Annotated in this window: 20 protein-coding genes and 2 rRNA genes; 15 read left to right on the forward strand and 7 right to left on the reverse strand. The window is 60.0% G+C overall.

Annotated features, from left to right (window positions below):
• Nucleotides 1–248: 248 nt before the first annotated feature.
• Nucleotides 249–3,151, forward strand: a 23S ribosomal RNA gene (locus tag C1725_RS09050).
• 150 nt (nt 3,152–3,301) lie between these two features.
• Nucleotides 3,302–3,418 (forward strand): 5S ribosomal RNA (gene rrf, locus C1725_RS09055).
• Between the two features lie 103 nt (nt 3,419–3,521).
• Here rrf and C1725_RS09060 read toward each other — a convergent pair.
• Complete coding sequence (locus C1725_RS09060; RefSeq protein WP_102411297.1) at nt 3,522–4,862, reverse strand: ATP-binding protein; 1,341 nt, start codon at nt 4,860–4,862, stop codon at nt 3,522–3,524.
• Entirely contained in the window at nt 4,859–5,563 is a 705-nt protein-coding gene (locus tag C1725_RS09065) for a response regulator (protein ID WP_102411298.1), read from the reverse strand. Before C1725_RS09065 ends, C1725_RS09060 begins: the two co-directional genes overlap by 4 nt.
• 149 nt (nt 5,564–5,712) lie before the next feature.
• Between C1725_RS09065 and C1725_RS09070 the strand changes: the two genes are divergently transcribed.
• The 4 genes from C1725_RS09070 (at nt 5,713) to C1725_RS09085 (ending at nt 9,367) form a co-directional block, all read left to right on the forward strand.
• Entirely contained in the window at nt 5,713–6,621 is a 909-nt protein-coding gene (locus C1725_RS09070) for an ATP-binding cassette domain-containing protein (protein ID WP_102411299.1), read from the forward strand.
• Nucleotides 6,618–7,379, forward strand: coding sequence for an ABC transporter permease (locus tag C1725_RS09075; RefSeq protein ID WP_102411300.1), 762 nt, complete (start codon nt 6,618–6,620; stop codon nt 7,377–7,379). The genes C1725_RS09070 and C1725_RS09075 overlap by 4 nt, the downstream gene beginning before the upstream one ends.
• Nucleotides 7,380–7,395: 16 nt before the next feature.
• On the forward strand, nt 7,396–8,130 hold the full coding sequence (locus C1725_RS09080) for an ABC transporter permease (RefSeq protein WP_102411301.1): 735 nt from the start codon (nt 7,396–7,398) through the stop codon (nt 8,128–8,130).
• Nucleotides 8,131–8,218: 88 nt separating this feature from the next.
• On the forward strand, nt 8,219–9,367 hold the full coding sequence (locus tag C1725_RS09085; RefSeq protein WP_102411302.1) for a serine hydrolase: 1,149 nt from the start codon (nt 8,219–8,221) through the stop codon (nt 9,365–9,367).
• Between the two features lie 113 nt (nt 9,368–9,480).
• Here the strand turns inward: C1725_RS09085 and C1725_RS09090 are convergent, their stop codons facing one another.
• Nucleotides 9,481–10,092 (reverse strand): hypothetical protein, encoded by a 612-nt coding sequence (locus C1725_RS09090; RefSeq protein ID WP_102411303.1) that lies wholly within the window; start codon nt 10,090–10,092, stop codon nt 9,481–9,483.
• Nucleotides 10,093–10,239: 147 nt separating this feature from the next.
• Between C1725_RS09090 and C1725_RS09095 the strand changes: the two genes are divergently transcribed.
• The 5 genes from C1725_RS09095 to C1725_RS09115 all read left to right on the forward strand — a co-directional run bounded on the left by C1725_RS09095 (nt 10,240) and on the right by C1725_RS09115 (nt 16,574).
• Nucleotides 10,240–11,505, forward strand: a complete 1,266-nt coding sequence (locus C1725_RS09095) for an MATE family efflux transporter (RefSeq protein WP_102411304.1) — start codon at nt 10,240–10,242, stop codon at nt 11,503–11,505.
• Between the two features lie 16 nt (nt 11,506–11,521).
• The gene (locus C1725_RS09100) at nt 11,522–13,123 is read left to right on the forward strand and encodes an AAA family ATPase (RefSeq protein ID WP_346026507.1); all 1,602 of its coding nucleotides are present in this window, start codon (nt 11,522–11,524) and stop codon (nt 13,121–13,123) included.
• Complete coding sequence (locus tag C1725_RS09105) at nt 13,041–14,030, forward strand: hypothetical protein (protein ID WP_146009203.1); 990 nt, start codon at nt 13,041–13,043, stop codon at nt 14,028–14,030. Before C1725_RS09100 ends, C1725_RS09105 begins: the two co-directional genes overlap by 83 nt.
• Nucleotides 14,031–14,040: 10 nt before the next feature.
• Nucleotides 14,041–15,834 carry an ATP-binding cassette domain-containing protein gene (locus C1725_RS09110; protein ID WP_102411306.1) on the forward strand — a complete coding sequence of 598 codons (1,794 nt, stop codon included), beginning with the start codon at nt 14,041–14,043 and terminating at the stop codon, nt 15,832–15,834.
• A gap of 137 nt (nt 15,835–15,971) precedes the next feature.
• Nucleotides 15,972–16,574: a hypothetical protein gene (locus tag C1725_RS09115; protein WP_346026508.1), complete on the forward strand. Its 603-nt coding sequence runs from the start codon at nt 15,972–15,974 to the stop codon at nt 16,572–16,574.
• On the opposite strand, the gene C1725_RS09120 is transcribed toward C1725_RS09115, so the two are convergent.
• Entirely contained in the window at nt 16,569–17,459 is an 891-nt protein-coding gene (locus C1725_RS09120; RefSeq protein WP_102411307.1) for a helix-turn-helix domain-containing protein, read from the reverse strand. The two genes, C1725_RS09115 and C1725_RS09120, sit on opposite strands and share 6 nt — an antisense overlap.
• A gap of 312 nt (nt 17,460–17,771) precedes the next feature.
• Here C1725_RS09120 and C1725_RS09125 point away from each other — a divergent pair, with 312 nt between their 5' ends.
• The 4 genes from C1725_RS09125 (at nt 17,772) to C1725_RS09140 (ending at nt 21,623) form a co-directional block, all read left to right on the forward strand.
• A complete protein-coding gene (locus tag C1725_RS09125) occupies nt 17,772–18,812 on the forward strand; it encodes a hypothetical protein (RefSeq protein ID WP_102411308.1) in 1,041 nt (346 codons plus the stop codon).
• Nucleotides 18,813–19,082: 270 nt separating this feature from the next.
• Nucleotides 19,083–19,517, forward strand: coding sequence for a DUF134 domain-containing protein (locus tag C1725_RS09130; protein ID WP_102413297.1), 435 nt, complete (start codon nt 19,083–19,085; stop codon nt 19,515–19,517).
• Complete coding sequence (locus tag C1725_RS09135; protein ID WP_102411309.1) at nt 19,495–19,884, forward strand: NifB/NifX family molybdenum-iron cluster-binding protein; 390 nt, start codon at nt 19,495–19,497, stop codon at nt 19,882–19,884. The genes C1725_RS09130 and C1725_RS09135 overlap by 23 nt, the downstream gene beginning before the upstream one ends.
• A gap of 35 nt (nt 19,885–19,919) precedes the next feature.
• Nucleotides 19,920–21,623 carry an FAD-dependent oxidoreductase gene (locus tag C1725_RS09140; protein ID WP_102411310.1) on the forward strand — a complete coding sequence of 568 codons (1,704 nt, stop codon included), beginning with the start codon at nt 19,920–19,922 and terminating at the stop codon, nt 21,621–21,623.
• Nucleotides 21,624–21,685: 62 nt separating this feature from the next.
• Here C1725_RS09140 and C1725_RS09145 read toward each other — a convergent pair whose 3' ends face one another.
• The 3 genes from C1725_RS09145 to C1725_RS09155 all read right to left on the reverse strand — a co-directional run bounded on the left by C1725_RS09145 (nt 21,686) and on the right by C1725_RS09155 (nt 23,573).
• A complete protein-coding gene (locus C1725_RS09145) occupies nt 21,686–22,237 on the reverse strand; it encodes a TetR/AcrR family transcriptional regulator C-terminal domain-containing protein (protein ID WP_102411311.1) in 552 nt (183 codons plus the stop codon).
• A 107-nt stretch (nt 22,238–22,344) separates the two neighbouring features.
• Complete coding sequence (locus C1725_RS09150) at nt 22,345–22,797, reverse strand: threonine/serine exporter family protein (RefSeq protein WP_102411312.1); 453 nt, start codon at nt 22,795–22,797, stop codon at nt 22,345–22,347.
• Nucleotides 22,797–23,573: a threonine/serine exporter family protein gene (locus C1725_RS09155; RefSeq protein WP_102411313.1), complete on the reverse strand. Its 777-nt coding sequence runs from the start codon at nt 23,571–23,573 to the stop codon at nt 22,797–22,799. Before C1725_RS09155 ends, C1725_RS09150 begins: the two co-directional genes overlap by 1 nt.
• Between the last annotated feature and the right edge of the window lie 1,118 nt (nt 23,574–24,691).

Raw genomic sequence — 24,691 nt, forward strand, 5'->3', positions numbered from 1 at the left:
GTCAAAGAAGAGACTGCCGGTTGCGGATGCGGAGAAATCTCTAAGCTGTATCGTTTTCAGGGATTGAAGAACCCCTGAGGCGCACATACCCTGGAAAAGGGTGGGTCTCGCGAAGCGAGGCGGTGCGCGGCGCACCTTGAAAACTGCACAACCAGATGGAAAACATCTTGTGAAGAAAACAACCAGTTGCGAAACAATTTTGCAGTTGGTCTCAGGAAAGATTCTCAGCATACGAGAGTATGAAAGACGATCAAGATACTAAGGGCACAGGGTGGATGCCATGGCACTGGAGGCCGAAGAAAGACGTGGCAAGCTGCGAAAAGCCACGGGGAGCCGCAAGCAGGCTTAGATCCGTGGATATCTGAATGGGGAAACCCGGCGGGAGCAATGTCCCGTCACTCCCAGGTGAATAGATAGCCTGGGGAGAGGGCACCCGGGGAACTGAAACATCTAAGTACCCGGAGGAAAAGAAAGAAACATCGATTTCCTAAGTAGCGGCGAGCGAACGGGAAAGAGCCCAAACCAGCAGACTACGGTCGGCTGGGGTTGTGGGCCGGCGACATGTACGTGAAAGCTTAGAAGAAGAGCGCTGGAAAGCGCCGCCAGAGAGGGTAAGAGCCCCGTAAGCGAAAGGCAGACACGGCTAGCCGGTACCAGAGTACCGCAGGACACGAGAAATCCGGTGGGAAGCAGGAGGGACCACCCTCCAAGGCTAAATACGATCCAGTGACCGATAGCGCATAGTACCGTGAGGGAAAGGTGAAAAGAACCCCGGGAGGGGAGTGAAAGAGAACCTGAAACCCTGTGTTTACAAGCAGAGAGAGCACGATAAAGGTGCGATCTCGTACTTTTTGTAGAACGGACCGGCGAGTTACGTTATGCAGCGAGGTTAAGGACTGAAGGTCTGAAGCCGAAGCGAAAGCGAGTCTGAAGAGGGCGTCGAGTTGCATGACGTAGACCCGAAACCGGGTGACCTATCCATGGGCAGGTTGAAGTGGAAGTAAAGTTTCATGGAGGACCGAACCAGACGTCTGTTGAAAAAGGCGGGGATGACCTGTGGATAGCGGAGAAATTCCAATCGAACCCGGAGATAGCTGGTTCTCCTCGAAATAGCTTTAGGGCTAGCCTCGGATTAGATTGACGGAGGTAGAGCACTGAATGGGCTAGGGGGCCACAAAGCTTACCGAACCCTATCAAACTGCGAATGCCGCACAATTGATGTCCGGGAGTCAGGCCGCGAGAGATAAGTTCCGCGGTCAAAAGGGGAACACCCCAGATCGTCCGCTAAGGTCCCAAAGTATACGTTAAGTGGAAAAGGATGTTGGATTGCAGAGACAACCAGGATGTTGGCTTAGAAGCAGCCACACATTTAAAGAGTGCGTAATAGCTCACTGGTCGAGTGGTTCAGCGCCGAAGATGTAACGGGGCTAAAACGTAACACCGAAGCGGCGGGATGCGTAAGCATCGGTAGAGGAGCATTGCATGCGGGCGGAAGCTGGAGCGGGAGCACCAGTGGACTGCATGGAAGAGAGAATGCCGGTATGAGTAGCGAGACCCATGCGAGAAACATGGGCGTCGAAAGCCCAAGGATTCCTGGGGAAGGTTCATCCACCCAGGGTAAGTCGGGGCCTAAGCCGAGGACGGAAGTCGTAGGCGATGGACAGCAGGTTGAGATTCCTGCACCACCGACAGGCGATTGAGCGAAGCAGTGACACAGAAGGATAAGACGAGCGCGGTGATGGTCAACCGCGTCCAAGCGTCGAGGTTGGGCTGTAGTGAAGTACGCAGTCCTAAAAGCTGAGGCGTGACGGGGAGCGAAAATAAGTAGCGAAGCGTCTGAGTTCACGCTGGCGAGAAAAGCTGCTAGTGAGCCTGAAGGTGCCCGTACCGGAAACCGACACAGGTGGGCGAGGAGAGAATCCTGAGACGGACGGGAGAACCCCTGTTAAGGAACTCGGCAAAATGACCCCGTAACTTCGGGAGAAGGGGTGCCTCGAAAGAGGTCGCAGAGAATAGTCACAAGCGACTGTTTAGCAAAAACACAGGTATCTGCGAAAGCGAGAGCTGACGTATAGGTGCTGACGCCTGCCCGGTGCTGGAAGGTTAAGGGGAAGTGTTAGGGGAAACCCGAAGCAGAGAACCGAAGCCCCAGTAAACGGCGGCCGTAACTATAACGGTCCTAAGGTAGCGAAATTCCTTGTCGGGTAAGTTCCGACCCGCACGAATGGCGTAACGACTTGTGAGCTGTCTCAACAGGGGGCCCGGTGAAATTGAAGTATGTGTGAAGATGCACATTACCCGCGACTGGACGGAAAGACCCCGTAGAGCTTTACTGTAACCTGACATTGGATTTTGATAACGGATGTACAGGATAGGTGGGACGCTAAGAAGCGAGGACGTCAGTCTTCGTGGAGCGGCCGTTGGGATACCACTCTTCTGTTATTGAAATTCTAACTTCAAGCCGTGAACCGGCGGAAGGACAGTGTCAGGCGGGCAGTTTGACTGGGGCGGTCGCCTCCGAAAGAGTAACGGAGGCGCTCAAAGGTACCCTCAGAATGGATGGAAACCATTCAAAGAGCGTAAAGGCAGAAGGGTGCTTGACTGCGAGACTGACAAGTCGAGCAGGTACGAAAGTAGGACTTAGTGATCCGGCGGTATAGAGTGGAATTGCCGTCGCTCAACGGATAAAAGCTACCTCGGGGATAACAGGCTGATCTCCCCCAAGAGTCCACATCGACGGGGAGGTTCGGCACCTCGATGTCGGCTCGTCGCATCCTGGGGCTGAAGCAGGTCCCAAGGGTTTGGCTGTTCGCCAATTAAAGCGGCACGCGAGCTGGGTTCAGAACGTCGTGAGACAGTTCGGTCCCTATCCATCGTGGGCGTAGGACACATGAGAGGAGCTGCTCCTAGTACGAGAGGACCGGAGTGGACGCACCACTGGTGCAACTGTTGTCGTGCCAACGGCACAGCAGGGAAGCGAAGTGCGGACGGGATAAACGCTGAAGGCATCTAAGCGTGAAGCCCCCCTCAAGAAGAAGTGTCCCATTCGAAAGAAGTAAGACCCCTGGAAGACTACCAGGAGATAGGTCATCGGTGGAAGAGCAGTAATGTTTGGAGCTTGATGATACTAATCGGTCGAGGGCTTGATCTAAGAAGCGGCTGGAAAGAGCTGCGAGAGAATCTTAGAAGAGGCCAACGTAAAAGAGCGTACGAGAGTACGGAAAAGCGAGATTGGTTGAAGAGCGCAGGATGTTGGAAGGCTGGGTGTGCAGTTTTCAAGGTACGAAGACCTTGAGAGATTTCCGGTGGCAATGGCGAAGGGGATCCACCTGTTCCCATACCGAACACAGAAGTTAAGCCCTTATGCGCCGATGGTACTTGGCTGGTGACGGCCCGGGAGAGTAGGTCGCTGCCGGATTCCATTCAAAAAAGAGAGTCGAAAGTGGCTCTCTTTTTTCTCGTTTTGGGGATGCTATCCCCGCTTGGATCGGTTCTCTTCAATCCAAGCGTGGGTTCTTTTTTTAGTTCTTTCCGGGTGCTTGCTCGACGGGGAAGCGCAGCAGCGCCCGGCAGCCGTGCGGCGTCACGTTTTCCAGAGACAAGCTGCCGCCATGCGCCTGTGCAATGCGCCGAACGAGATCCAAACCGATGCCGTGCGTTTCAAGGCGGCTTAATTTCCGGACGACGGGATTGCTGTCAATTTGCAAGCCCAGGCCGTCGTCCAGAACTTCGACTTCGTAGCCATCGCCTAAGCGTATGCGCACGGCGATAGAGCACCCTTCTTCGTTGTGCTGTATGCTGTTGTACAGCAGGTTGGAAACCGCACGTCCGAAGAGCTCGGCGTCGCCATTCAGCCGTAGAAGCTCTGCGGATTCGTCCGCTTCAAAGGAGACGGAAAAGATCGGCTCCAGGCCGTCGTTGAGCAGGTCGGTGACGATTTGGCGGATGAGCTGGGTGGGATAAAAGAGCGCGGGACGCAGGGGCTGCATGTCGTATTCGAGCGCGGAGGCCGCGTTCAAGTCGCTGACAAGCCGGCGGATGCGCTCGCTTTGCCGCAGGATGAGGACGGCGCGTTTTTGTTCTTCCGGCCCGATCGCGGCATGGGAGAGCGTGTCCGCCTGAAGGATCACCTTTGAAAGCGGCGTTCGGATGTCATGCGAAACCCCGGCGATCCATCGTCCGCGCGCTTCATCGCGCTGTTGCAGGATGGAAATGGCGCGGTTGAGTCCAAGGCGAATGTCCGCCAGTTCCCCTTCGGGGGCAAGCTTTACGAACTCGCCGTGGGACAGCGCGTCGATGCCGCTTAGCAACGGCCCAAATTCTCGCTGAAAGCGCCTGTTTGTCTTGAGCACCAGCGCTACGCAAAGAGCCACGTTGCTGAGGAATAAAAATGGAACGCCGCAAGCCATAGCGAGAAGGATGTCCGTATCGAAATAGGCGTTGTAGCGCCAAATGCTTCCCGTGGGACATAGCAGGACGATGATGCCTTCGGCGTTCGTGCGCACGAAGACAGGGTGCTCTTTGTAATACCAACGCGTCATACGCGCGATATCTCCGGCCGTCAGCCGCGCCGGAAGCGATGCATCCACGTTTACGCTGTGGTGAATGCGCAGCGTATCATCCTCCACGAAGAATGCGCCGCACTCCCTTTCTTCAAGGGCCGCCTGCGCATCGGCGCCAAAGCCATCCGCGGTCAAGCCTGCCTCTAGCACGTCAAGCAGATCCGCCGTGCCGATGGATTCCTGCTTCCCAAGATGCGAGAAGATAAAGGCGCCCATTGCGGCCAGATTTACAATGATAAATAGCGCGAAGATCGCAAGGCTGCGCACGACATAGCGGCGAAAAAAACGCTGGAATTTCACAGGTTTTCCTCCTTGCGGCGCACGAGCTTGTACCCCAGCCCACGAACCGTGAGCAGCGCTTCGGGAGTGGACGGATCTCGCTCGATCTTTTCCCGGATGTGGCGAATGTGGGTCATAAGCGTGCTTTCGTACCCCTGGTACAGTTCGCCGCAGGCCGTCTCGCACAGGCTGCCCAGCGTGACGATGCGCCCCTCCGCCTCGAAGAGCTTCTGCAAAATCGCGTGTTCCTTGGCGGTGAGCGGTATCTCGCCATCCTCCCGCAGGACGGATGCGCGCGACAGGTCAACCTCGCATGCGGGCAGCGCAAAGCGCTCCGGCGTTTCGGGATAGACGCGTCGCAGCACCGCCGCGATGCGGAAGAGCAGTTCACGCGGCAGAAAAGGCTTGACGAGGTAGTCGTCTGCACCCAGATGAAAGGCCGCAAACTTATCTTCGCCTTCACCGCGCGCGGTAAGGAAGATGACGGGCACGTCCATCGAAGCGCGGAGGGTTCGCATGAGGTCGAAGCCGCTGATGTCGGGCAGCATGACGTCCAATAAAATGAGGTCCGGCGGCTGGCTGCGTAGAAGGCCAAGGGCTTCGCGTCCCGTGGCGGCGGTATCGACGAGTGAATACCCGTCCTCGCGGAGGATGTCACACAGCATGGAGAGAAGCTGCGGGTCGTCGTCTACGGCGAGAATGCGGCGTTGATGGCGCAACATGAAATCACCTCTTTCCTATAGAATACCAGAAAACAGAGCGGCTCGTCCGTTTCCGATGAAAAATCAAGATAAATTCAAGGTTTCTGCAAGGGAAGCGCAAGGCGGAACGATTAGAATGGAATCCGCTAGAACAAGCGGAGGTGACGATGATGCAGGCCATCATTCAGACAAAGGGACTGACCAAGGTATACGGCGGCATGATGCGCGTGCGGGATGTGGATTTGCAGGTGCGAGAGGGGGAAATCTATGGATTTCTCGGCCCGAACGGCGCAGGGAAATCGACGACGATGAAGATGATTTTGGGGCTGGTGAAGCCAAGCGACGGGCAGGTCGAGGTGTTGGGCCTTCCGTTTACAGAGAGAAACCGCATCGAAATTCTGCGCTCCGTCGGCTCCCTGATCGAATCGCCCGCCTACTACGGACACCTGACGGGAAGAGAAAACATGCGCGTGCTGCAGCGGCTGCTCGACTTGCCGGAACAAAACGTCCGGGAGGCGGTGCGAATCGTGCGCATGGAAGGGCAGATGGACAAGAAGGTGCGCGCCTACTCGCTGGGCATGAAGCAGCGCCTGGGGATCGCGATGGCAATCGCTCGTTTTCCCAAGCTGCTGATGCTGGACGAGCCGACGAACGGACTCGACCCCGCCGGCATCGAGGAAATCCGCGAGCTCATCCGCCGCCTGCCGCAGGAATACGGCATGACCGTGATGATTTCCAGCCATCTTCTCTCCGAAATCGACCGCATGGCCACGGCCGTGGGCATCATTCAGCACGGGGAGCTGATCTTTCAGGACAGCATGGAGACGCTGCGGCAGATGCGAAGGCCTGTGACGCGCATTCGCACCTCAGACGATGCGCTGGCCGCAAGAACGCTTTCCGTCATGGGGGCGGCGCACGGAGCGGACGGCCTTTCCCTGGAGGGCGCGACGGACGAACAGGCGGCGCTCGCCGTGAAAAAAATGGTGGAAGCGGGCGTCGATGTGTATTGCGTAGAGCAGCGCATGCGCAGTTTGGAAGAGGTCTTTCTGGAGATGACGGGAAAGGAGGCCGCGCTATGATGCGTTCCTTCTGGATCGAATGGCGAAAGCTGCGGGGCAAGCGCGTGCTGCTGACCGCGATGCTCATGATCGGGGCGGAGGCGCTGTTCGTGAGCGCGAATCTTCTGTCTCAGCGGGAGCGCCTGACCGCACCGGGAGAGGCCGCGACGTGGGGCTACATGCTTTCTCCCTTCGGCATGTTCAACGGATTGTTTTTTCCGGCGATGCTGGCCGTCTGCGCCAGCCGGTTGGCGGATATGGAGCACGACGGCGGGCTCAGGCTTTCCTGTCTTTGCGGGCAGCGCCTCGCACGGCTGTGGGACTGCAAGATGGGCGTACTGATGACGATCGCGGCCCTCTCGGTGGCCGCGCAAACCGCAATCTCCCTGGCGGTCGGGCGAAGCATCGGCATCCCCGGCAAACCGGATGCGGGCGTGCTGCTGCGCTTCACGCTGGGAACGTTGCTGGTCAGTCTGCCCGCCGCTGCAATTTCGCTGTTTCTTGCCCTTTTATATGAGAACCAGCTGATCGCGCTGTCTGAAGGAATGCTCGGGGCGCTGATCGGTTTTATATCCAGCCTGCTGCCCGCGCCGCTTCGCAACCTGCTGCTTTACGGCAACTTTGCGGAGCTGATCACTGCTGTGCCGCAGGAGACGAGTCCGGGGCAGTTTAAAGTCATGGATACGGCGATCCGCATGACGCCGGTGATCCTTGCGGGGCTCGCGGGCGTGGGGTTTTACATGCTCGCGAGGCGGAAGATCGCACGGCGGGATTGCTGAAAGGGAGGCATTTAGAATGATGGACGTGCTTATTGCCGAGTTGGAAAAGTGCAGGCGCTCAAAGATTTTGCTGCCGGCGGTGGTACTGGCGCTGCTTTCCTGCGCGATCGGCGCGATTACCTATTCGATCAACGCCTCGCTGCTCAGCGGAGAGCAATGGGGAAACCTTTGGGTGCAGAACGGCCTCTTCTATGGATACTTTTTTTACCCCATGATGATCGCCATCTGCGCGTCTTGTCTCTGGCGAGTGGAACACCGGGAGCACAACTGGAACCGGCTGATGACCGTCCCCGTCAGGCGCAGGACGCTGATCGGGGCGAAGTTCATCGTGCTCGCATGCGTGGTGTTGCTGGAGCACACGCTTTTCGTCACGCTCGTGCTGCTGTGCGGCAAGGCGCTGTTTCACATCGCAGCGCCTGTGCCGCCACGGGCGCTCGAGTGGTTCCTGTTCGGCTGGCTGGCAGCGCTGCCCATCGCGGCGATGCAGCTCTACCTTTCCATGCGCATCCGCAGCTTCGCCGTCCCCATCGGCATCGCGCTGGCGAGTTGCGTCGTAGGGCTGGGTACATTCGTCATAAGCAGGGAGATTCCCTACCCGAATACGCTGCTCATCGTCGGCTTGGGGGCGCAATCGGAGGAAAACATGGGGCTGACGATGGGGATGCGGCTGCTGTGCGCGGCCGTGATCTATGCGGCTGCGTTTCTGTTTCTGGCAGCGCAGCGCCTGCGGAGAAACGACATCGCGGCCTAAGCCTGCGATAATCGGCTTGCTGCGTTAGCGCAATCTTTACAGCGCACCCCCTTTTCGCTACAATAGAGTGAAAAGGGGGCGTCTTGCGTTGAAGGGATGGATCAGCCTGCTCATGGCGCTGTGCATGACGATAAACTGTACGGGCGCGTTTGCGGATAGCGCCTTTGAGACAAAAGTACGACGCGTGCTTCGAGAAAACCACGCGCTCGGCGCTGTGGTCTGTCTGTACACGCCGGAGAGAGGGCTTCAGACGTTTTCTTATGGGCAAACGAAGCGGCGAAACGGCGACGCGGTCACGGCGGATACGGCATTTTTGACGGCTTCGGTCACGAAAATGGTGACGGCGATCGGGGCGCTGCGGCTGTGCGAGATGGGGCTGCTGACGCTGGACGGCGACATCGGCGATGTGCTGGGCTATTCGGTGCGCAATCCGCGCTACCCCCAGACGCCCATCACCCTGCGCCAGCTGCTGACGCACACGGCGGGCATGAAGCACAACGCGGATTACGCCGAAAAGGATGGGCGAGGGCGCAAGGCGCTGAAGGAAATGCTATCGAGCGGTGAAAACGTGAAGCGCAACTTTGCCTCCTGGGAACCGGGAACGCGCGTGGAGTATTCCAACTTCGGCGCAGGCATCGTCGGCAGCCTCATCGAATGCGCGACGGGCGAAGGGCTGGATGCCGCGATGCGCCGTCTCGTCTTTGCGCCGCTTGGCATCGACGCCGCCTACACGGCGGAGGCAATGAGGGAGCCCGACCGCATCGCTGCGTCCTACCGCGAGAGCGGCAGCATGGGCTACGATCCGCTGAAGGACGTGCGTACGTCGGATTTCGCGCCGGAGGATCACTATGACCTCGCGGTGGGCAGCCTGATGATCAGCGGCCCGGATCTTACGCGGCTGCTTCGCCTGCTCGCGGGCGACGGAAGCGTGGACGGCGTACGCGTGCTCGAGCCGGAAACGGTGAAGCTGATGCGAAGCACGCAAAATAAAGTAGGCAGTGTAGGCTGCGAAAGCGGACGCGCGCTGGGCATGGAGGTCCGGGAAAATCTCGTTCGCGGCAGAACCCTCTGGGGGCACCAGGGGAACGTATACGGTGTGCTGTGTGAGGCGTACTTTGACCCGAAGGACGGGACGACGGCGGTGCTGCTTTCAAACGGCATCGACAAGGAGCGGGACGATCGGGGACGCTTTGCGGCGGGGGTGGACGTTTTGAACGCCTGCTTTGCGGCCGATTGAGGCTCCGGCCGTGATGCGCTGCCTTGCTTTATCGCGCATGTGGACGTGCGCAATGACCGGAGGAGAAAAAAGGCCGCCCGGAAGCGAGCGCTTCCGGGCGGTGCATGGGATCATCAGCTTTTGAGCCGGGCATTTACACACCCACAGCCAAGGCGGGAATTTGAGCCGCAGCCGCAGGAGATTCCACCGCAGCCGCAGGAGCTTCCGCCGCAGCCGCAGGAACATCCGCCGCAGCCGCAGGAGCCGCCGCAGCCGCCGATGCTGCCGATACCGCTGCAGCAGCCCCAACGGCACAGCCGGCGGCGATTGATGATCGTCACCACGGCGGGCGGGCAGCCGGGCGTAAGGCGCACGCAGTTGCCGCAGACGCAGCTGCCGGTGATCGTGGAGCAATAGCGGCGGGGTTCGTCGTTGATCTCTTCGATGGTGTAGTCGCCGCAGATCAATCCCGTGAGGACGAGCGGCTCGTCGAGCGTCCGGCAGCTGCCGGCGGTCATCTGGAAAACCTCGCCGCACGGGTAGCTGGGGCCCTTGACACAAATCGAGAAGGTACGGGGCGTGCAGGCCTGGTTGCCGCAGGCGTCGAGCAGAATCTTATGAATGACGAGCGTGCAGCCGTTTTCGGCAACGGAACCTACGCCCGCGAGGGAACATCTATTGGCAGCGCAGCCGCAGCCGAGGGGCTGCACCCATGCGCAGTTTTCATGATTATCGGTGATATACATCTTGTTTGCACCTCCGTTGCAGGGGTTGGGACCCGATATACCTTATGCGCCGGGTGCCCCGCGGGTGCGTAAATCCGGCTATGCAAAAAACGGACTTCGGGGTATAATAGAAAAGAAACCCAACGATTTGTCAAAAGGGGAACAGCGATGGCTATCAAACAAGTCGCCCGCAGGATCGCGAACAACGACTACGTCTTTACGATCCTGACGAAGGTATTCGCACTGCTGATCGGGCTGGTCGCATCCGCGTACTCCAACCGCTACCTGGGCCCTGAGCTGAAGGGTCAGCTCGCCAAGATCAACGCGCCGCTGACGATCGTCGCGATCGTGGCCAACTTCGGCCTGTATCAGCCCTACCCGTTTTACAAACGGCAGGGGCTTCAAAACGCGCTGGACAAGTTCCTGCGCATCTTTTTGCTCCAGTTTATCGTTTACACGGTAGTGGGCGTGGCGCTTGCGTTTATTTTCGATTCGTTCGCGCTGACGGCGGTGTGCCTGATCGCGCCGATTCAGGTGCTCGCCAACCAGATGAGCTTTACAATCACGGTGGAGGACGTAAAGTTTAAAAACGTCATCTTCTTTACCGCGCGCATTACCAACACGCTGATTACGATCCTCGCCTTTTACACCCTGGAGCCTTCGCTGCTGGTGGCGCTGGGGCTGATCGTCGTAGGCGACGTGATCACGGTGGTGATGGCCTTCAGACGGCTCAGGCAGGTGCCTAATCCGCTGCGCGCGGACCTTCGGTTCGCGAAGAAGATCCTTCCGTTCGGCTTTGTCACGATGCTGACGACCCTGATGCTGACGCTCAACTACCGCCTGGACGTGATCATGATGGGCTGGTTCGGGGTGGCCGACGCGCAGATCGGCTACTACACGCTGGGCGTTTCGCTTTCGGAGTACGGCTGGCTGATCTCGGACGCATTCCGAGAGGTGCTCTTCTCGCGTACGGCAAAGGATGACGCGGTGGGCGAGATCACCATGAGCCTGAAAATCAATTTATATCTGACGCTGCTCGTCATCGTCGGCATTGTGCTCTTCGGGAAGCCCGCAATCCTTGTGGTCGGGGGCAGCAAGTACATGCCCGCTTACGGCGTGACGGTGATCCTGCTCGTCGGCGTGCTGAGCATGAGCTACTTCAAGATCATCGGGACGTTGCTGCTGGCTCAGGGCAGAAAGGGTACGTATCTGGGCATGCTCACGGGCAGCGTGGCGGTGAACGTCGCGGCCAACTGCATCGCGATTCCGGCCATGGGCAAGGAGGGCGCGGCCATCGCCTCCGTGCTTTCGTATACGGTCGCGGGCGCGCTGTTCCTGATATACTTCATGCGCTCCTACAGCGTACGGGCGGCGGACGTCTTCCTGCTGCGAAAAAGTGAAGTGCAGCGGATCATGAAAAAGTTCAAGCGATAAAGATAGGAGATACCAGATGGAAGCGCTGATGCGGGAAGCCAGGGGACAGTACGCGCGGCTGGAGGCCGTATGCGACGCGGTGGTGAAAAGCGGGAACTGGGATCAGGTCGGCGTTTCGGACGTGCGGCTGTTCCTTTCGATCTATATCCAGGCGCTGCTGCTGCAGATGACGTTCACGACGGGCGGCGAGGCCGGCGAAGCTCAGCGCGACTTCATTGCGCGCCTTCCGGGGATGGACGCGTTGGACGTATCGCGCGCACAAAACCTCGCGCTCGTCGCGCACCGGAACCGTTCTTTCGCGCAGGGGACGCCCCTGCTGCTGCGCTGCGCCTGCGCGCACGACCGTAAAGACGGCACCCGGGACGCGGATGTCTTTATAGAGGCGGTGCCTGCGATCCTGCGCGCGTTCGCGGCCGTTTCAGGCGGTGTGGATAGGCAGGAGAGCGCCTTTATCGCGGATTACGAGCGCACGCTGGCCTCCTTTGCAGGCCCGGTGAAGCCAGCGCATAGGGGCGTTACGGGAAGCGACCTCGTGAGGGGCATCGGTGAAATGCTGGGCGCGGGGGCGGACGCCGTGCGCGGAGCGATTACGCCGCGCGCCGGGGACGACGAGGGGGATCAGTCGGAAGCGCCCGCCCAAAAGAAGGAGAACGAGTCGGACACGCAGAAGAAAACAGCACAGCAGGAACCGGAGCAGACGATGGACGAGCTGATGGCGGAGCTGAACGCGCTCATCGGGCTTGATAACGTCAAGCGCGAGGTGGAAACGCTCGTCAATCTCATCAAAATACGGAAGCTGCGCGAGGAAAACGGCCTGCGCGTGATGGACATGTCCTTTCACATGGTCTTCACGGGTAATCCCGGCACGGGCAAGACGACCATCGCCCGCCTGATCGCGAAGATTTACAAGCAGCTCGGCTTTCTTTCCGGGGGCCAGCTCATCGAGACGGATCGCTCGGGACTGGTCGCGGGATACGTCGGCCAGACGGCGCTCAAGGTGCAGGAGGTCGTAAAGAGCGCGATGGGCGGCATCCTGTTCATCGACGAGGCGTACGCGCTCACCCGAAAGGGCATGGAGAACGACTTCGGACGCGAGGCGGTGGACACGCTGGTGAAGCTGATGGAGGACAACCGGAGCGATCTGGTGGTCATCGTCGCGGGCTACACAGATGAGATGCAGGATTTCCTGGGCTCCAACCCCGGGCTGCTTTCCCGCTTCAACAAGTACATCGATTTCCCGGACTATACGACGGACGAACTGATGGCCATCCTCGCGATGAACGCGAAGAGGCAGGGCTATACGGTGGAGGAAGAGGCGAACGCCGTCATCCGCGGCGCGCTCGACCGCATGGGACCCGCCGACCGCGTAGACTTCGGCAATGCGCGCGGCATGCGAAACACGCTGGAAAAGCTCGTGGAGGCACAGGCCAACCGCCTCGCGAAGGAAACGGGCACGCTGACGGTGGAGCAGCTGCAGACGATTACCTGCGCGGACGCGCGGGCCATCCTGCCGGAGGAAGAAGAGGAAGGAAAGCATGAGAAGGCGCGCCATCGCGATGATGATGATGGTGCTGATGATGATAGCCCCGGCGCAGCGGACGCTGGGGGAAGAGGATGACAGCTTTTTGCCTGTTCCGCAAAGGCCGCGGGTAGAGCTGAGCAGTCCACGCGGGGCGGACGGCATCGGGCCGGGCGGGCGCTTGAAAGTTACCGGCTCCGGCAGGAACGTGCAGCGCATGGAAGTCCTTCTTGCGTGGGATGGAGGGACGATGAAGCTGGAGGCGTCGGGAGAGGAAATCGACCAGACGGCGGTGCTGCCGCCGATTGCGGGACGGGTGACCGTTACGCTTCACGGCTGCGGAGCAGACGGCGCCTGCGCGGAAGACTCCGTGGAGCTGCGGACGCCGCGCGAAACGCTGATCGACGATCTGATCCTTTATGCGAGGGAGATCGCGCAGGACGACCGGCAAAACTTCTTGCGCGCCGACGACCCGCAGGATGCCGGTACCTGCAAGAACTACATTGCCCGTCTGCTTTTGAACTGCTCGGACAGCTACGGACTGCTTAGCGCGCCGAACGCGGCGCTCTCTCTGCCGCTCAACGCGGACAAGGCCGACTGCCGCCCCTGGCGCTACGGCGTCATGTGGACGAATCTGCCGCGGGAGGCGGGCAACCCCTTTGTGGAGGTGGGAAGCTTCCGCGAAAGCGGGGAAAAGGAGCGCGCGGCGAACGCAGAGGAAGCGGCCGCTTTCCTTCGCACGGCGCGGCGGGGCGATGTGCTGCAGTTCGTGGGAAATTACGGAGACGGAAACGGCCCGCACACCCTGCTTTTGACGGAGGATTGCGACGGGGAGACGCTGACCTTTACGGACAGCAACCGAAAGGGAAAGCGCATTGGCAGGACACGCTACGGCTGGGTGCAGTTCGGCGTCCGCAAGCCGGTGAAGTGGCTGGCGGACGTGCTCGCGGGCCCAGGCTGCGGCGGGACGCTTTACCGCCTTTGCGACGAAATCATACGAAGATAGAGGATGAAACATGGCGAGCATATTGAGCCTGGAGGGCATCTGCAAGGCGTACAGCGAACGGAGGCTGCTGGATGGCGCGACGCTGTACGTGCAGCCCGGCGACCGCATCGGCGTGGTGGGTCTCAACGGCACGGGCAAGTCCACGCTGCTCAAGATCGCGGCGGGCGAGGAGGCGCCGGACGCGGGTACGGTCACGAGAAAGAGCGCGCTGACCGTCGCTTACCTGCCGCAGGCGCCGGATTTTGCGCGCGGGCATACGGTGCTGGAGCAGGTGTTCCTGGGCCTGTCGCGGGACGTGCGGGACGCCGCGGAGTACGAAGCGAAGACGATGCTTACAAAGCTCGGCGTTGCGGACTATGAGCAGGACGTCGCATCCCTCTCCGGAGGGCAGAAAAAGCGCGTCGCGCTCGCCGCCGCGCTGATTCGGCCCGTGGATCTGCTGCTGCTCGACGAGCCGACCAACCACATCGACGAGCGGACGATCGAATGGCTAGAGGCGGAGCTGAAGCGCTACCCTGGCGCGCTGATGATGGTGACGCATGATCGATACTTTCTGGACCGCGTATGCGGCCGCATCGTGGAAATCGACGGCGGCGGGCTCTACGTGCACGAAGGCAATTTTTCGTACTATCTGGAGCAGAAGGCCGCGCGCGAGGAGATGGAGGTCGCCAGCGCGAGAAAGCGCAGAAGCATCCTCCGCACGGAGCTCGAATGGCTGAAGCGCGGCGCGCGCGCCCGTTCGACCAAGCAGAAGGCGCGCATTCAGCGCTACGAGGAGCTTTCAAAGGTCGAGGGCCCAAAAGGGACGGAGCAGCTCCAAATGGGTTCAGCCAGCGCGCGGCTGGGCCGCAAGGTCGTGGAAATCGAGGACGTGAGCAAGGGCTTTGACGGCGTGAAGCTGATCGAGCACTTCTCCTACGTGCTGCTGCGCGACGACCGCGTGGGCATCGTAGGGCCCAACGGCTGCGGCAAGACGACGCTGCTTTCGATGATTGCGAGGATGCAGCAGCCGGACAGCGGCCGCATCGACGTAGGCGATACGGTTCGCTTCGGCGTCTTTGCACAGGAATACCCGCCGGTCGATCCCGACCTTCGAGTGATCGACTACATGCGCTCCATCGCGGAATACGTGCAGACACCGGACGGAAAGCTGAGCGCTTCGCAGATGCTGGAGAGCTTCCTCTTCCCCCCGGAGCAGCAGTATACCCAGGTGCGCAGGCTCTCCGGCGGCGAGCGGCGGCGGCTGTATCTTTGCAGCGTGCTGATGCTCTCTCCCAACGTATTGCTACTCGACGAGCCTACGAACGATCTGGACATCCAGACGCTTGCGATTCTTGAGGACTATCTGGACAGCTTCGCGGGCGCGGCGGTGGTCGTTTCGCACGACCGGTTCTTCCTGGATCGTGTGTGCGGGCGCCTGTTCGCGTTCGAGGGAACGCATCTTGCGCCTTACGTCTGCTCCTACAGCGAGTACGCGAACCTGCGGGACGAGGCGGAGCGAGAGAGAGAACGCGGGCAATTTGAACGGCCGGCGCAGGGGCGGCGGGAGCGCACGCGCGAGCTGCGTTTTTCCTTCAAGGAGCAGCGGGAGTACGAGACCATCGACGAGACGATCGCCACGCTCGAAGCGCAGGCGGCGGCGATCGATGCGCAGATGGAGGCGGCGGCGAGCGATTACGTCCGTTTGCAGGAACTGGAGCAGCAAAAGCTGGAGGCGCAGGCACGTTTGGAACAGGCGATGGAGCGTTGGGTCTACCTAAATGAACTGGCGGAAAGGATCGCCGCTCAGGAGGCGGAAAAATAAAATACCGGCGGCGGGGAGCGGAGGCGTTTCCCGCTTTCGTTTTATAAAAAACGATAAAATTGCCTGTTTTACGCGCGTTTTGGTCGATGAGAGATGAAGGGTAAATTTGCTACAATGCGAGTAAAGGTGGGATCGGCATGGCATTGATCTTGGCGCTGGAGGGCTGCATGGCGGCCGGCAAGACGAGCGCGGCGCGTTTCGTCGCGCAAAGCGCGCCCGAGGTGCACGTGAGCTTCGAGCGTACGGCGCAGACCGTTGAGAAGGTGCGCGCCCGCGGGCTCGACAAGCGGGTATTTTCGGACTACGTGGAGATTCAAAAGCTTTGGATACAAAATGAAATCGATCGCTATGCGCGGGCGCAGGCCTATCCCGTGACGCTCACGGACTTCGGTGCAGCGGAAATCGAGTTTTACACCCTCTGCTATCCGCAATCGATCGGCGAAAACTGGGATGTGGAATCCGCGCTGAGGGAGGAGCTGCGTTGCCTTCGCGCATGCATGCCGCGCCGTATCCTCTTTCTCAGGGCGCGGGACGAGACGCTGCGCGCACGCAAGGCGGCCGATGAAACGCGGTCGCGCGACTTCTTTGAGCATCATTTGCAGCACCTGATGCCGCTCAAGCACGCATGGTTTCTGCAAAAAGAAAACGTCGACGTGGTGGACGTCGACGGATTGGATGCTACGGAGGAGGGCAAGGCCGTGCTTGGGTGGGTGAAGCGCTGCGAACGGCAGCTCCTATAGTTCGGCGGGCTTCGTGCCGATGCGCCGCGCATAGGCGGCCTTGTCGGGTGCGGGGGCCGTCGAACTGCCCACTAGGCGACGATAGACGCCGGGGGTGATGCCGAGCTCCTTTTTAAAGGCGCGGATGAAGGCGTTGCTGTCCGAAAAGCGAATCTGCGCCGCGATTTCTTCCATGGATTGATGCGTGGTGCCGAGCAGCACGCGCGCATGGGCGAGGCGGCGCAGGTTCAGGTATTGCTTGGGGGTGCTGCCGGTCAGCGCATGGAAGGCGTGTGTGAAATACGAATGACTCATGAAAAACATGCGGGACAGCGCTTCGATGGAAATACTCTCCATGAAGTGATCGTCCAGATAGCCTCGCGCCTCGTACACTACGTCACGGATGGCGGGAGAAACCAGAGGAAACGCGTTCGGGCAGGCGCGGTTCAGCAGGACGGTGAACAGACTCAGCACAGCCTCCATCGCGTCCAGATAATACGGCTTCTTTTCGCGGTAGAGGGTTACGATCTCCCGAAAGAGGGCGGGCACCTCTGGATGGGCTGCCGGAAGGCACAGCAAATGGGAAAAGCCCGCGGGACGCGCGGTATAAATCGAGCAGAGAGCGGGCTCACGCACGGCGCAAAGAAGCGATTCACGCGAAACGCGCAGGCCGAATCGCCTGTATGGCGCGCGAAGGATGCGAATGCGGTGTACCTCCAAAGGCGCAAAGAAGAGCAGATTTCCCCCGGCGGCGCGATACGTCTTTTCGGGAAACGTCACCTCGATTTCTCCCTCCTGCACGTACAGCACCTCGCTCGATTCGTGCAGGTGGGCAAAGGGATGGGTATAGTCGCTGGGGCGCAGGGTCGCGTCCTCCCATGCGATCATGCGGATGTTCTCTTGCATCTTGATAAAAACGCTCCTGATCTTTTGAGATCATTGTAGCATATTAAATCGAAGGATGCTAGGCGCTGCAGCGCAGATAAAGAAGAGGCAAAATGCATTTGCAGCCACAGGGACAGGCTGCGGAGGAAGTCGGTCGAGGAATCCAGTAATCCCTTCTGGAGGAGAGGGACAGACGTGCAGAACGGAATGACTGCATTCTGTCACCTTTTGGGACAGAACGGTGATTTTGTCCATACACAGCCCGGCGTTTAGCGGGTATAGTACAGATGGCGTAAGGATGGCCGAATATCGATTAGACGAGGAGGGAGCGCTTTGGACGGCGTAAATCTCCAGAGAATGCTGCTCGAGGCTGCTGTAGACGGCGGAATCCGCCAGATCGAGAAGGACCCGCGGCGCGGCGTGCGCAGGCTGGTCGATCTGGGCAGGCAGATTTCAAAGGGCAGGTTTCAATCACAGATTTTCTGCCTTTTTCAGGGCCTGCTCGAAAACGAGAGCAGCCCTTATTACGATCTCATCAGCCGCCTCGTCGCGCGGGTGGATCACCGCACGCTCAAACGGGTCGGCATCAACGTGGGCTTTGAAAGCTGGACGAACGGCGCGCGGCGCATCCGGGAGACGGAGGAGCGCGGCGGTTTCTGCGTCCCCTGGACGATGCTGCTGCACATGGCGCCGGGGCGTGCAGGGGCCCTGCCCGTCGAAGCCTATGCGCAAATCGTGGAACGGGGGACCGCGCTGGGCGTCAACACCTATCAACTGCTTCTAGACGAGCCTGCGCCTGACATCGGCGTGCTTACCCGGCTGTTCAGCCGGTTTCCGCGGAGCGTTTTTCTCTGCTTCTTAAAGGATGCCCGTCTCCTGCCGGCGGATATCGACGTGCTTTCGTCCGCGCACAACGCCGTCGTTTCCGTCCCCGCTCAGGTAGACGGTGCGGAGGCGCTGGCCCGGCGGCTTCGCGGCGCGGAGTGCCTGTATGCGGCGCATTGGCGTTATGGCTGCGCGGAGGACGCGGCCTGCGGGGAGGCGATGCAACGGGTCGCGGAACTCGAAAGCCCATTGGTGCTCTTTATCGCAGAGCCGGACTGCCCGCAGGCGGACCGCGCACAGGTGGCAGGCTTTGCGCTGGAAGCGCGTACGCATCAACGATACCCGATGATCCTCATGGATCTCTACGAAGACATCCGCTATGTGGATCGTATTATCTCCTCTCAGGAATGCCTGGTCGAGGTGGCGGAAGATGGGCTGCTGTATGGCTCAGATGTGAACATAGGTGCGCTGCCGCTGGAAGCGGCGCTTCGGGCACGTTTCCCTCTGGTCGCGGGGAAGGAGAACGCCGCGGCGTGCAGCCGCGCGTGAATTGCTTAGCGAAGGCGCGCCTTCGCCCTGGACATCGTTAAATGTCGGCGGCCTCGTACGAAAGGAAGGCTCCTTTTGCGAATGACACGGGAAATGTTTTTCCAATGCGGATGAAGAGGATGCTGTTCCTTGATGCATCCCCTCTTACATACGCGGCGATACCTTGTCGACCGTCTGAGCGAAGGCATGTCTTCGCTCTTCTTTTTTGTTGACAGACTGCGAAAAGAATGATAATATTGGCATATGCCAGAAATAACCGAGGTGATCAAATTGGCAAGGCCGCAGAAATGCAGACGAATCTGCGCGCTGCCGGGCTGTGAAACCTTTGAGCCCGCAAACGGCGGAGCGGGCGATCCGGTGGAAATGACGCTGGACGAATACGAAACGATCCGGCTCATCGATCTGCTCGCGCTGACACAGGAAGAGGCTGCACGGCAGATGGGCGTTGCGCGGACGACCGCGCAGGCGGTTTACGACGCGGCGCGGCGAAAGCTCGCGCAGGTGCTCGTGGAAGGCAGAAAGCTGGTCATCCGGGGCGGAAGCTATGCGCTTTGCCCGCATGCGGAAGCCTGCTGCGGTCGAGGATGCAGAGGAATGGATTGCCGCCGGGGACAGGACGGCGCGTGTAAGATGAAGCGCTGTGGCGAGGCGCAGAATTGTAGGATTCAGGAGGGTATGTCAAATGAAAATCGCGGTAACCTATGAGAACGGACAGGTGTTCCAGCACTTTGGGCACACAGAGCAGTTCAAGGTCTACGAAATTGCGGACGGCAAGGTCGTGCGCAGCGAGGTCGTCAGCGCACAGGGGGAGGGCCATGGTGCACTGGCAGTTCTGCTCAAAAATAACAGCGTGAATGCGCTCATTTGCGGGGGGATCGGCGGTGGCGCGCGCACGGCACTGGCGGCGGCAGGCATCGAGCTGTATCCTGGCGCGAGCGGGAGCGCGGACGCTTGCGTGCAGGCGCTGCTGGACGGCGCGCTGGTTTACGATCCGAACACCTCATGCAACCATCACCATGAGGGCGATCACGACTGCCATGGGCACGATCACTGCACGGGCAACTGCCATTAAACGGCTTTAACGGCCGGAGAAAAGAGGTGCTGAACATGAAGGTCATCATCGTGGGCGGCGTCGCCGGCGGCGCGAGCGCAGCCGCGCGACTGCGCAGGCTGGACGAAGATGCGCAGATCGTCGTCTTTGAACGCAGCGGATACGTTTCCTACGCCAACTGCGGCCTGCCCTATTATGTCGGCGGGACGATCAAGGATTGGGAAGCGTTGACGCTTCAAACGCCGGAAAGCTTTAAGCGGCGCTTCAATGTGGACGTTCGTGTACGCTGCGAGGTGCGGCGAATCGATCCCGTGCGAAAGACGGTGACGGTTTGCGACCTGTCCACCGGCGCTGAATACGAGGAAAGCTACGACAGGCTGATCCTCTCGCCGGGTGCGAGGCCGGTGCGTCCGGGGATTCCGGGCGTTGAAAGCGAACGCGTCTACACGCTCCGCACCGTGGAGGATACCCTCAAGCTACGCGCGGTCGTCGAGCGCACAGCGCCCCGGCGCGCGGTCGTCGTGGGCGGCGGCTTCATCGGTCTGGAGATGGCTGAAAACCTGATGCAGGCAGGCGTGCAGGTCACGGTCGTAGAAGGGGCGAATCAGGTCATGGCGCCTCTCGACTACGACATGGCCTGCGAAGTGCATGCTTACCTTAAAAGCAAGGGCACAGCGCTCGTGCTGGGCGAAACCGTGCAGGGCTTTGAGACGCGCGAGGACGGCATTGTGACCCGCACCTCTGGCGGAAAGGCTCTTTTGGCCGACCTGTGTGTGCTCGCGATCGGCGTAGCGCCGGACACGGCGCTCGCAAAGGAAGCTGGCCTTTCGCTCGGTCTTCGCGGCGCAATCGTCGTGGACGAGCGCATGCGCACCTCTGCGCCGGACATCTACGCGGTGGGCGACGCAGTGCAGGTGCAAAACAGCATCAGCGGACAGGACGCGCTCATCTCGCTGGCGGGGCCCGCCAACCGGCAGGGACGCATCGCGGCGGACGACATCTGCGGTATCGCGCGGCACTACCCCGGCTCGCAGGGATCGTCGGTCATTAAGCTGTTTGACATGACCGTGGCGGCGACGGGCCTGAATGAGAAGGCGGTACGGGCGGCGGGCATCCCGTACGATAAGGCGCTTACGTTTTCTGCGTCGCACGCGACCTATTACCCGGGCAGCAGCAATATGACGGTCAAGACGCTTTACGATCCGACGACCGGGAGAATCCTCGGCGCGCAGATCGTAGGTTTTGACGGCGTTGACAAGCGCATTGACGTGCTGGCTACGGCCATTCGCGCGCAAATGACGGCGCAGGATCTTGCGGAGCTGGATCTGGCGTACGCACCGCCCTATTCTTCGGCAAAGGATCCGGTCAACATGGCGGGCTTCGTGATCGAGAACGTGCGGAGCGGGCTCGTGCGGCAATTCCACTGGCATGACGTGGCCTGCCTGCCGCGGGATGGGAGCGTGACGTTGCTGGACGTGCGCACGCCAGTAGAGTATGCGCGTGGCCATATCGACGGGGCGCTCAACATCCCGCTGGACAGCCTGCGGGAACGATTGGACGAGCTTCCCGCGCAGAAGCCCATCTACGTCAACTGCCATAGCGGGCTTCGCAGCTACATCGCCTGCCGGATGCTTTCGCAAAGAGGCTTTGAATGCTACAACCTGAGCGGAGGCTACCGCTTCTATGAGCGCGTGACCTCCGACCCTGCGTTCGATGCCGAAGCGGCCTATCCGTGCGGCATCAAAATCGGGCATAAGTAAGAAAAAATCCGTTTGGCCTGAAAGGGCCGAGCGGATTTTTTTGTCGCGATGAGAAATACGCGTCAGGCGTCGGGAGCTTCATTTTTGGGCAGGTGCGATACGAAGTGTTCAGCGACGCTTTCAAATAAGTCGACGAATTCATCCGGAGGAATTTCCGCGCCCTCAGATAGCCAACGCACGATGGCGGTGAGAAATGCGTCGCAATAAAAGGTGATGAAGAATTTTTGATGCGTGCGGTCGGCGACCATGTCCTGCGTAAAGGCGATGATGAAGGGCTCAAGCACCTCAACAAAGTAATCTCGGAAGGCGTTTTGCCCGCGCACCTGCAGGGCATTGGCGTAAAAATGGCGGTCTTTATAAAAGAGGCGGCAAAGATTGCGCATCAGCAGCCAGCCGTTTTCGCAGGGCTCTTCCTGCAGAGATCTTAAAAAATCGCTGTAAAAGATCCAGTTGACCAAATCGTACTTGTCGCGGAAGTGATAGTAAAAGCTCTTGCGGCTCATGCCGCACTGCTCGCAGATGTCGCCTACGCTGATCTTGGCGAAGGGCTTTTGCTGCATCAGCTCTTTGACGGCCGCCGCCAGTGCGTTCTTGGTGATGATAGAATCCGGCATCCCTGTCACATCCTTGACTAGACCTGCCTGATTATACCACGGCGCGCCTGCGCGTGGATATGGACAGATCGGGAAAAGTGTCGAAACCGGCAGGAATAGAGTCAAAGTCAGGCGCGGGGTTCTGTCCGGCGAAGGAAGCGTCCGATTGAGAACCAGCCACCCGGAAGGGAAAGGACGAGCACGATGCCGAGCGCGATGGAGACGGCGATTTTGACGGTTTCAATTCCGCGGCTGACGGCGAGCTGGTTTTCTCCCATGATGAAGTGGTAGGCGGTGTAGTAAATGCCTGCGCCGGGAACCAGCGGAAAGATGCCGCATACGAGAAATACCGTGGAAGGCATTTGACGGGCGACCGCAAGCAGGCGGCAAAGCAGCGTAAGCGCGATCGTTGCGCCGAGCGTCGAAAGCGTGACGGAAGCGCTGATGTGCAGACAGAGGGTATAACAGGCCCAGCTGACCGCGCCCGCCAGACCGCACTGCACGTATTCGCTGCGCGGCGCCTGAAAGAGCACCGCAAAGGCTACGGTGGCCAGAAAGGCGGCGAAAATTTGAAGCGGCATCACAGGAGACCTCCCGGAAACAGACTGTAGAGCTTGAGCATGAAGCCTACGCCGAGCGCGATGCACGAGGCGACGAGCACCGCGTCGATCAGGCGGATGGTGCCGGACAGATAGTCGGCGTTAAAAAAGTCGCGCACGGCAGTTGTCAGCGGTACGCCGGGCACAAGCGGAAGGATTGCGCCGATGATCGTGCTGGAAAGGGTGAGCCCCGGGAAGAGCAGGCAGCAGAAGATACACACGAGCGTCACGGCGGCGCTGCCGAGCAGATTTTGCAGGATCTTGGAAACCTTGTGCCGAGAGAAAAAGAAAAGGAAGAGCTGCAATAACGCCCCAGCCAGAAAGGAAACGCCCGCGTCGCAAAGGTTCGCGCCGAATAAATAGCCGAAACCCGCGCTGCCAATGCCCGAAGCCACGACCTGCGCCCATGCGGGCTTAAAAGGCATTGACTCGATGCGCGCTACCTCTTGAAGGGCATGACCCAGCGTGCATTGGCCGGAGACGATGCCTCGCGAGAGCGCGTTGACCGCGGCGACCCGGCCCAGATGGACGGGGGAGAGCGGCGTGTGACGGATTTCGCTGATGCGCCGGCCCTCTTCGCCGTCCACACAGCAGAAGATGCCGTTGGAAATGACGTACACGTGAAACGGCTCCACGTGGTAGGCAGCCGCAATGCGCAGCATCGTCTCCTGAACGCGGAAGATTTCCGCGCCGCTTTGGAGCAGCACTTCTCCCGCACGGACGGTAAGTTCCAGCGCGCGCGGATCAAACGAGGCCATGGACTTTCCCCCTGCCGGTTCATTTGTCGAAGACAAGTATAGCACGCCGGCTTCCGGGTTGCAACGCACAGTATGCAGGGTGCGCGAAACACAGACCTAGAGGTACGACCGTTCTAAACGGCGGCATGCCGTGTCAGCCCACCTGAAGGATACAGAGCGACGCGTTTGCGCAGCGCTTGGAGTGGCTGGATAGGATCACCGTCTCGGCGGAATTTACCCCGAGAAAGAGCTGATCTCCTGAAGCAAACGGGGCGACAAAGGACGCCGTTGCGCAGACGCCGTTTGCCGGCATGGATCGGTTGGAAAGCAGTAGGACGGGCGGTACCGCGCCGCGATTGGGAAGAAGAAGCGCGGCGCTTGCGTCCGCGTTTGCGCCGGCGGAAGGAATCACCGCGTAGTTTATAAGGAAAAGCCCGTCCCGCAGGAGCGTTACCGTGCATCCGTCTTCTTCCAGCCTTATATCACGGGGCGTGTACAGGGTTAAATGCACCGGCGCATAATGCCCGTTTGGTACCAGCGTCTGGGCTGTCGTACTGGCCAGACTGGCGGAAGCAGGGGCGGGAAGCGTACCCGCCGGGCCGGAAGGCCCCATGGGTCCGGCTGGGCCGGTGCATCCGGTCGGTCCTGTGGGTCCGGCTGGGCCGGTGCATCCGGTCGGCCCTGTGGGTCCGGCTGGGCCGGTGGAACCGGTCGGTCCCGTGGGTCCGGCTGGGCCGGTGCATCCGGTCAGCCCTGTGGGTCCGGCTGGGCCGGTGCATCCGGTCGGCCCTGTGGGTCCGGTCGGGCCCATAGAACCTGTAGGGCCGGTGCGGCCTGTTGGATCACCAAGACCAACGATTCCGGCCGATTGCGGGATATCGATCGTGCGCGCTGAGCCTGTGCCCTCGCAACCTGTGGTCGGCAGGGCTGAACCGGGCATCGGACTGCGCGGCGGGCAGTACGCGGAAAACACACGAGACGAACACATCGGGGGCTGACAGAATTTAAGGAGGCCGGAAAAGCACGTATGGTTTCTGGAATAAACCGTCAAGACGATCCCCCTTTTCAAAAAGACTGAGAAGTGCAGCTTATCTTCCCCTAAATACCGTGTGGATGGAACGCGTGCGAAGACAATCCTA

It is taken from the genome of Beduinella massiliensis, from assembly GCF_900199405.1.
GTDB classification, from domain to species: domain Bacteria; phylum Bacillota; class Clostridia; order Christensenellales; family Aristaeellaceae; genus Beduinella; species Beduinella massiliensis.

Excerpts from the sequence above, each read along its gene's own strand:
- C1725_RS09065 (WP_102411298.1), bottom strand. The coding sequence starts at position 5,563 with ATGTTGCGCCATCAACGCCGCATTCTCGCCGTAGACGACGACCCGCAG.
- C1725_RS09070 (WP_102411299.1), top strand. The coding sequence starts at position 5,713 with ATGCAGGCCATCATTCAGACAAAGGGACTGACCAAGGTATACGGCGGC.
- C1725_RS09075 (WP_102411300.1), top strand. The coding sequence starts at position 6,618 with ATGATGCGTTCCTTCTGGATCGAATGGCGAAAGCTGCGGGGCAAGCGC.
- C1725_RS09080 (WP_102411301.1), top strand. The coding sequence starts at position 7,396 with ATGATGGACGTGCTTATTGCCGAGTTGGAAAAGTGCAGGCGCTCAAAG.
- C1725_RS09090 (WP_102411303.1), bottom strand. The coding sequence starts at position 10,092 with ATGTATATCACCGATAATCATGAAAACTGCGCATGGGTGCAGCCCCTC.
- C1725_RS09095 (WP_102411304.1), top strand. The coding sequence starts at position 10,240 with ATGGCTATCAAACAAGTCGCCCGCAGGATCGCGAACAACGACTACGTC.
- C1725_RS09100 (WP_346026507.1), top strand. The coding sequence starts at position 11,522 with ATGGAAGCGCTGATGCGGGAAGCCAGGGGACAGTACGCGCGGCTGGAG.
- C1725_RS09105 (WP_146009203.1), top strand. The coding sequence starts at position 13,041 with ATGAGAAGGCGCGCCATCGCGATGATGATGATGGTGCTGATGATGATA.
- C1725_RS09110 (WP_102411306.1), top strand. The coding sequence starts at position 14,041 with ATGGCGAGCATATTGAGCCTGGAGGGCATCTGCAAGGCGTACAGCGAA.
- C1725_RS09115 (WP_346026508.1), top strand. The coding sequence starts at position 15,972 with ATGGCATTGATCTTGGCGCTGGAGGGCTGCATGGCGGCCGGCAAGACG.
- C1725_RS09120 (WP_102411307.1), bottom strand. The coding sequence starts at position 17,459 with ATGCAAGAGAACATCCGCATGATCGCATGGGAGGACGCGACCCTGCGC.
- C1725_RS09135 (WP_102411309.1), top strand. The coding sequence starts at position 19,495 with ATGAAAATCGCGGTAACCTATGAGAACGGACAGGTGTTCCAGCACTTT.
- C1725_RS09140 (WP_102411310.1), top strand. The coding sequence starts at position 19,920 with ATGAAGGTCATCATCGTGGGCGGCGTCGCCGGCGGCGCGAGCGCAGCC.
- C1725_RS09145 (WP_102411311.1), bottom strand. The coding sequence starts at position 22,237 with ATGCCGGATTCTATCATCACCAAGAACGCACTGGCGGCGGCCGTCAAA.
- C1725_RS09150 (WP_102411312.1), bottom strand. The coding sequence starts at position 22,797 with ATGCCGCTTCAAATTTTCGCCGCCTTTCTGGCCACCGTAGCCTTTGCG.
- C1725_RS09155 (WP_102411313.1), bottom strand. The coding sequence starts at position 23,573 with ATGGCCTCGTTTGATCCGCGCGCGCTGGAACTTACCGTCCGTGCGGGA.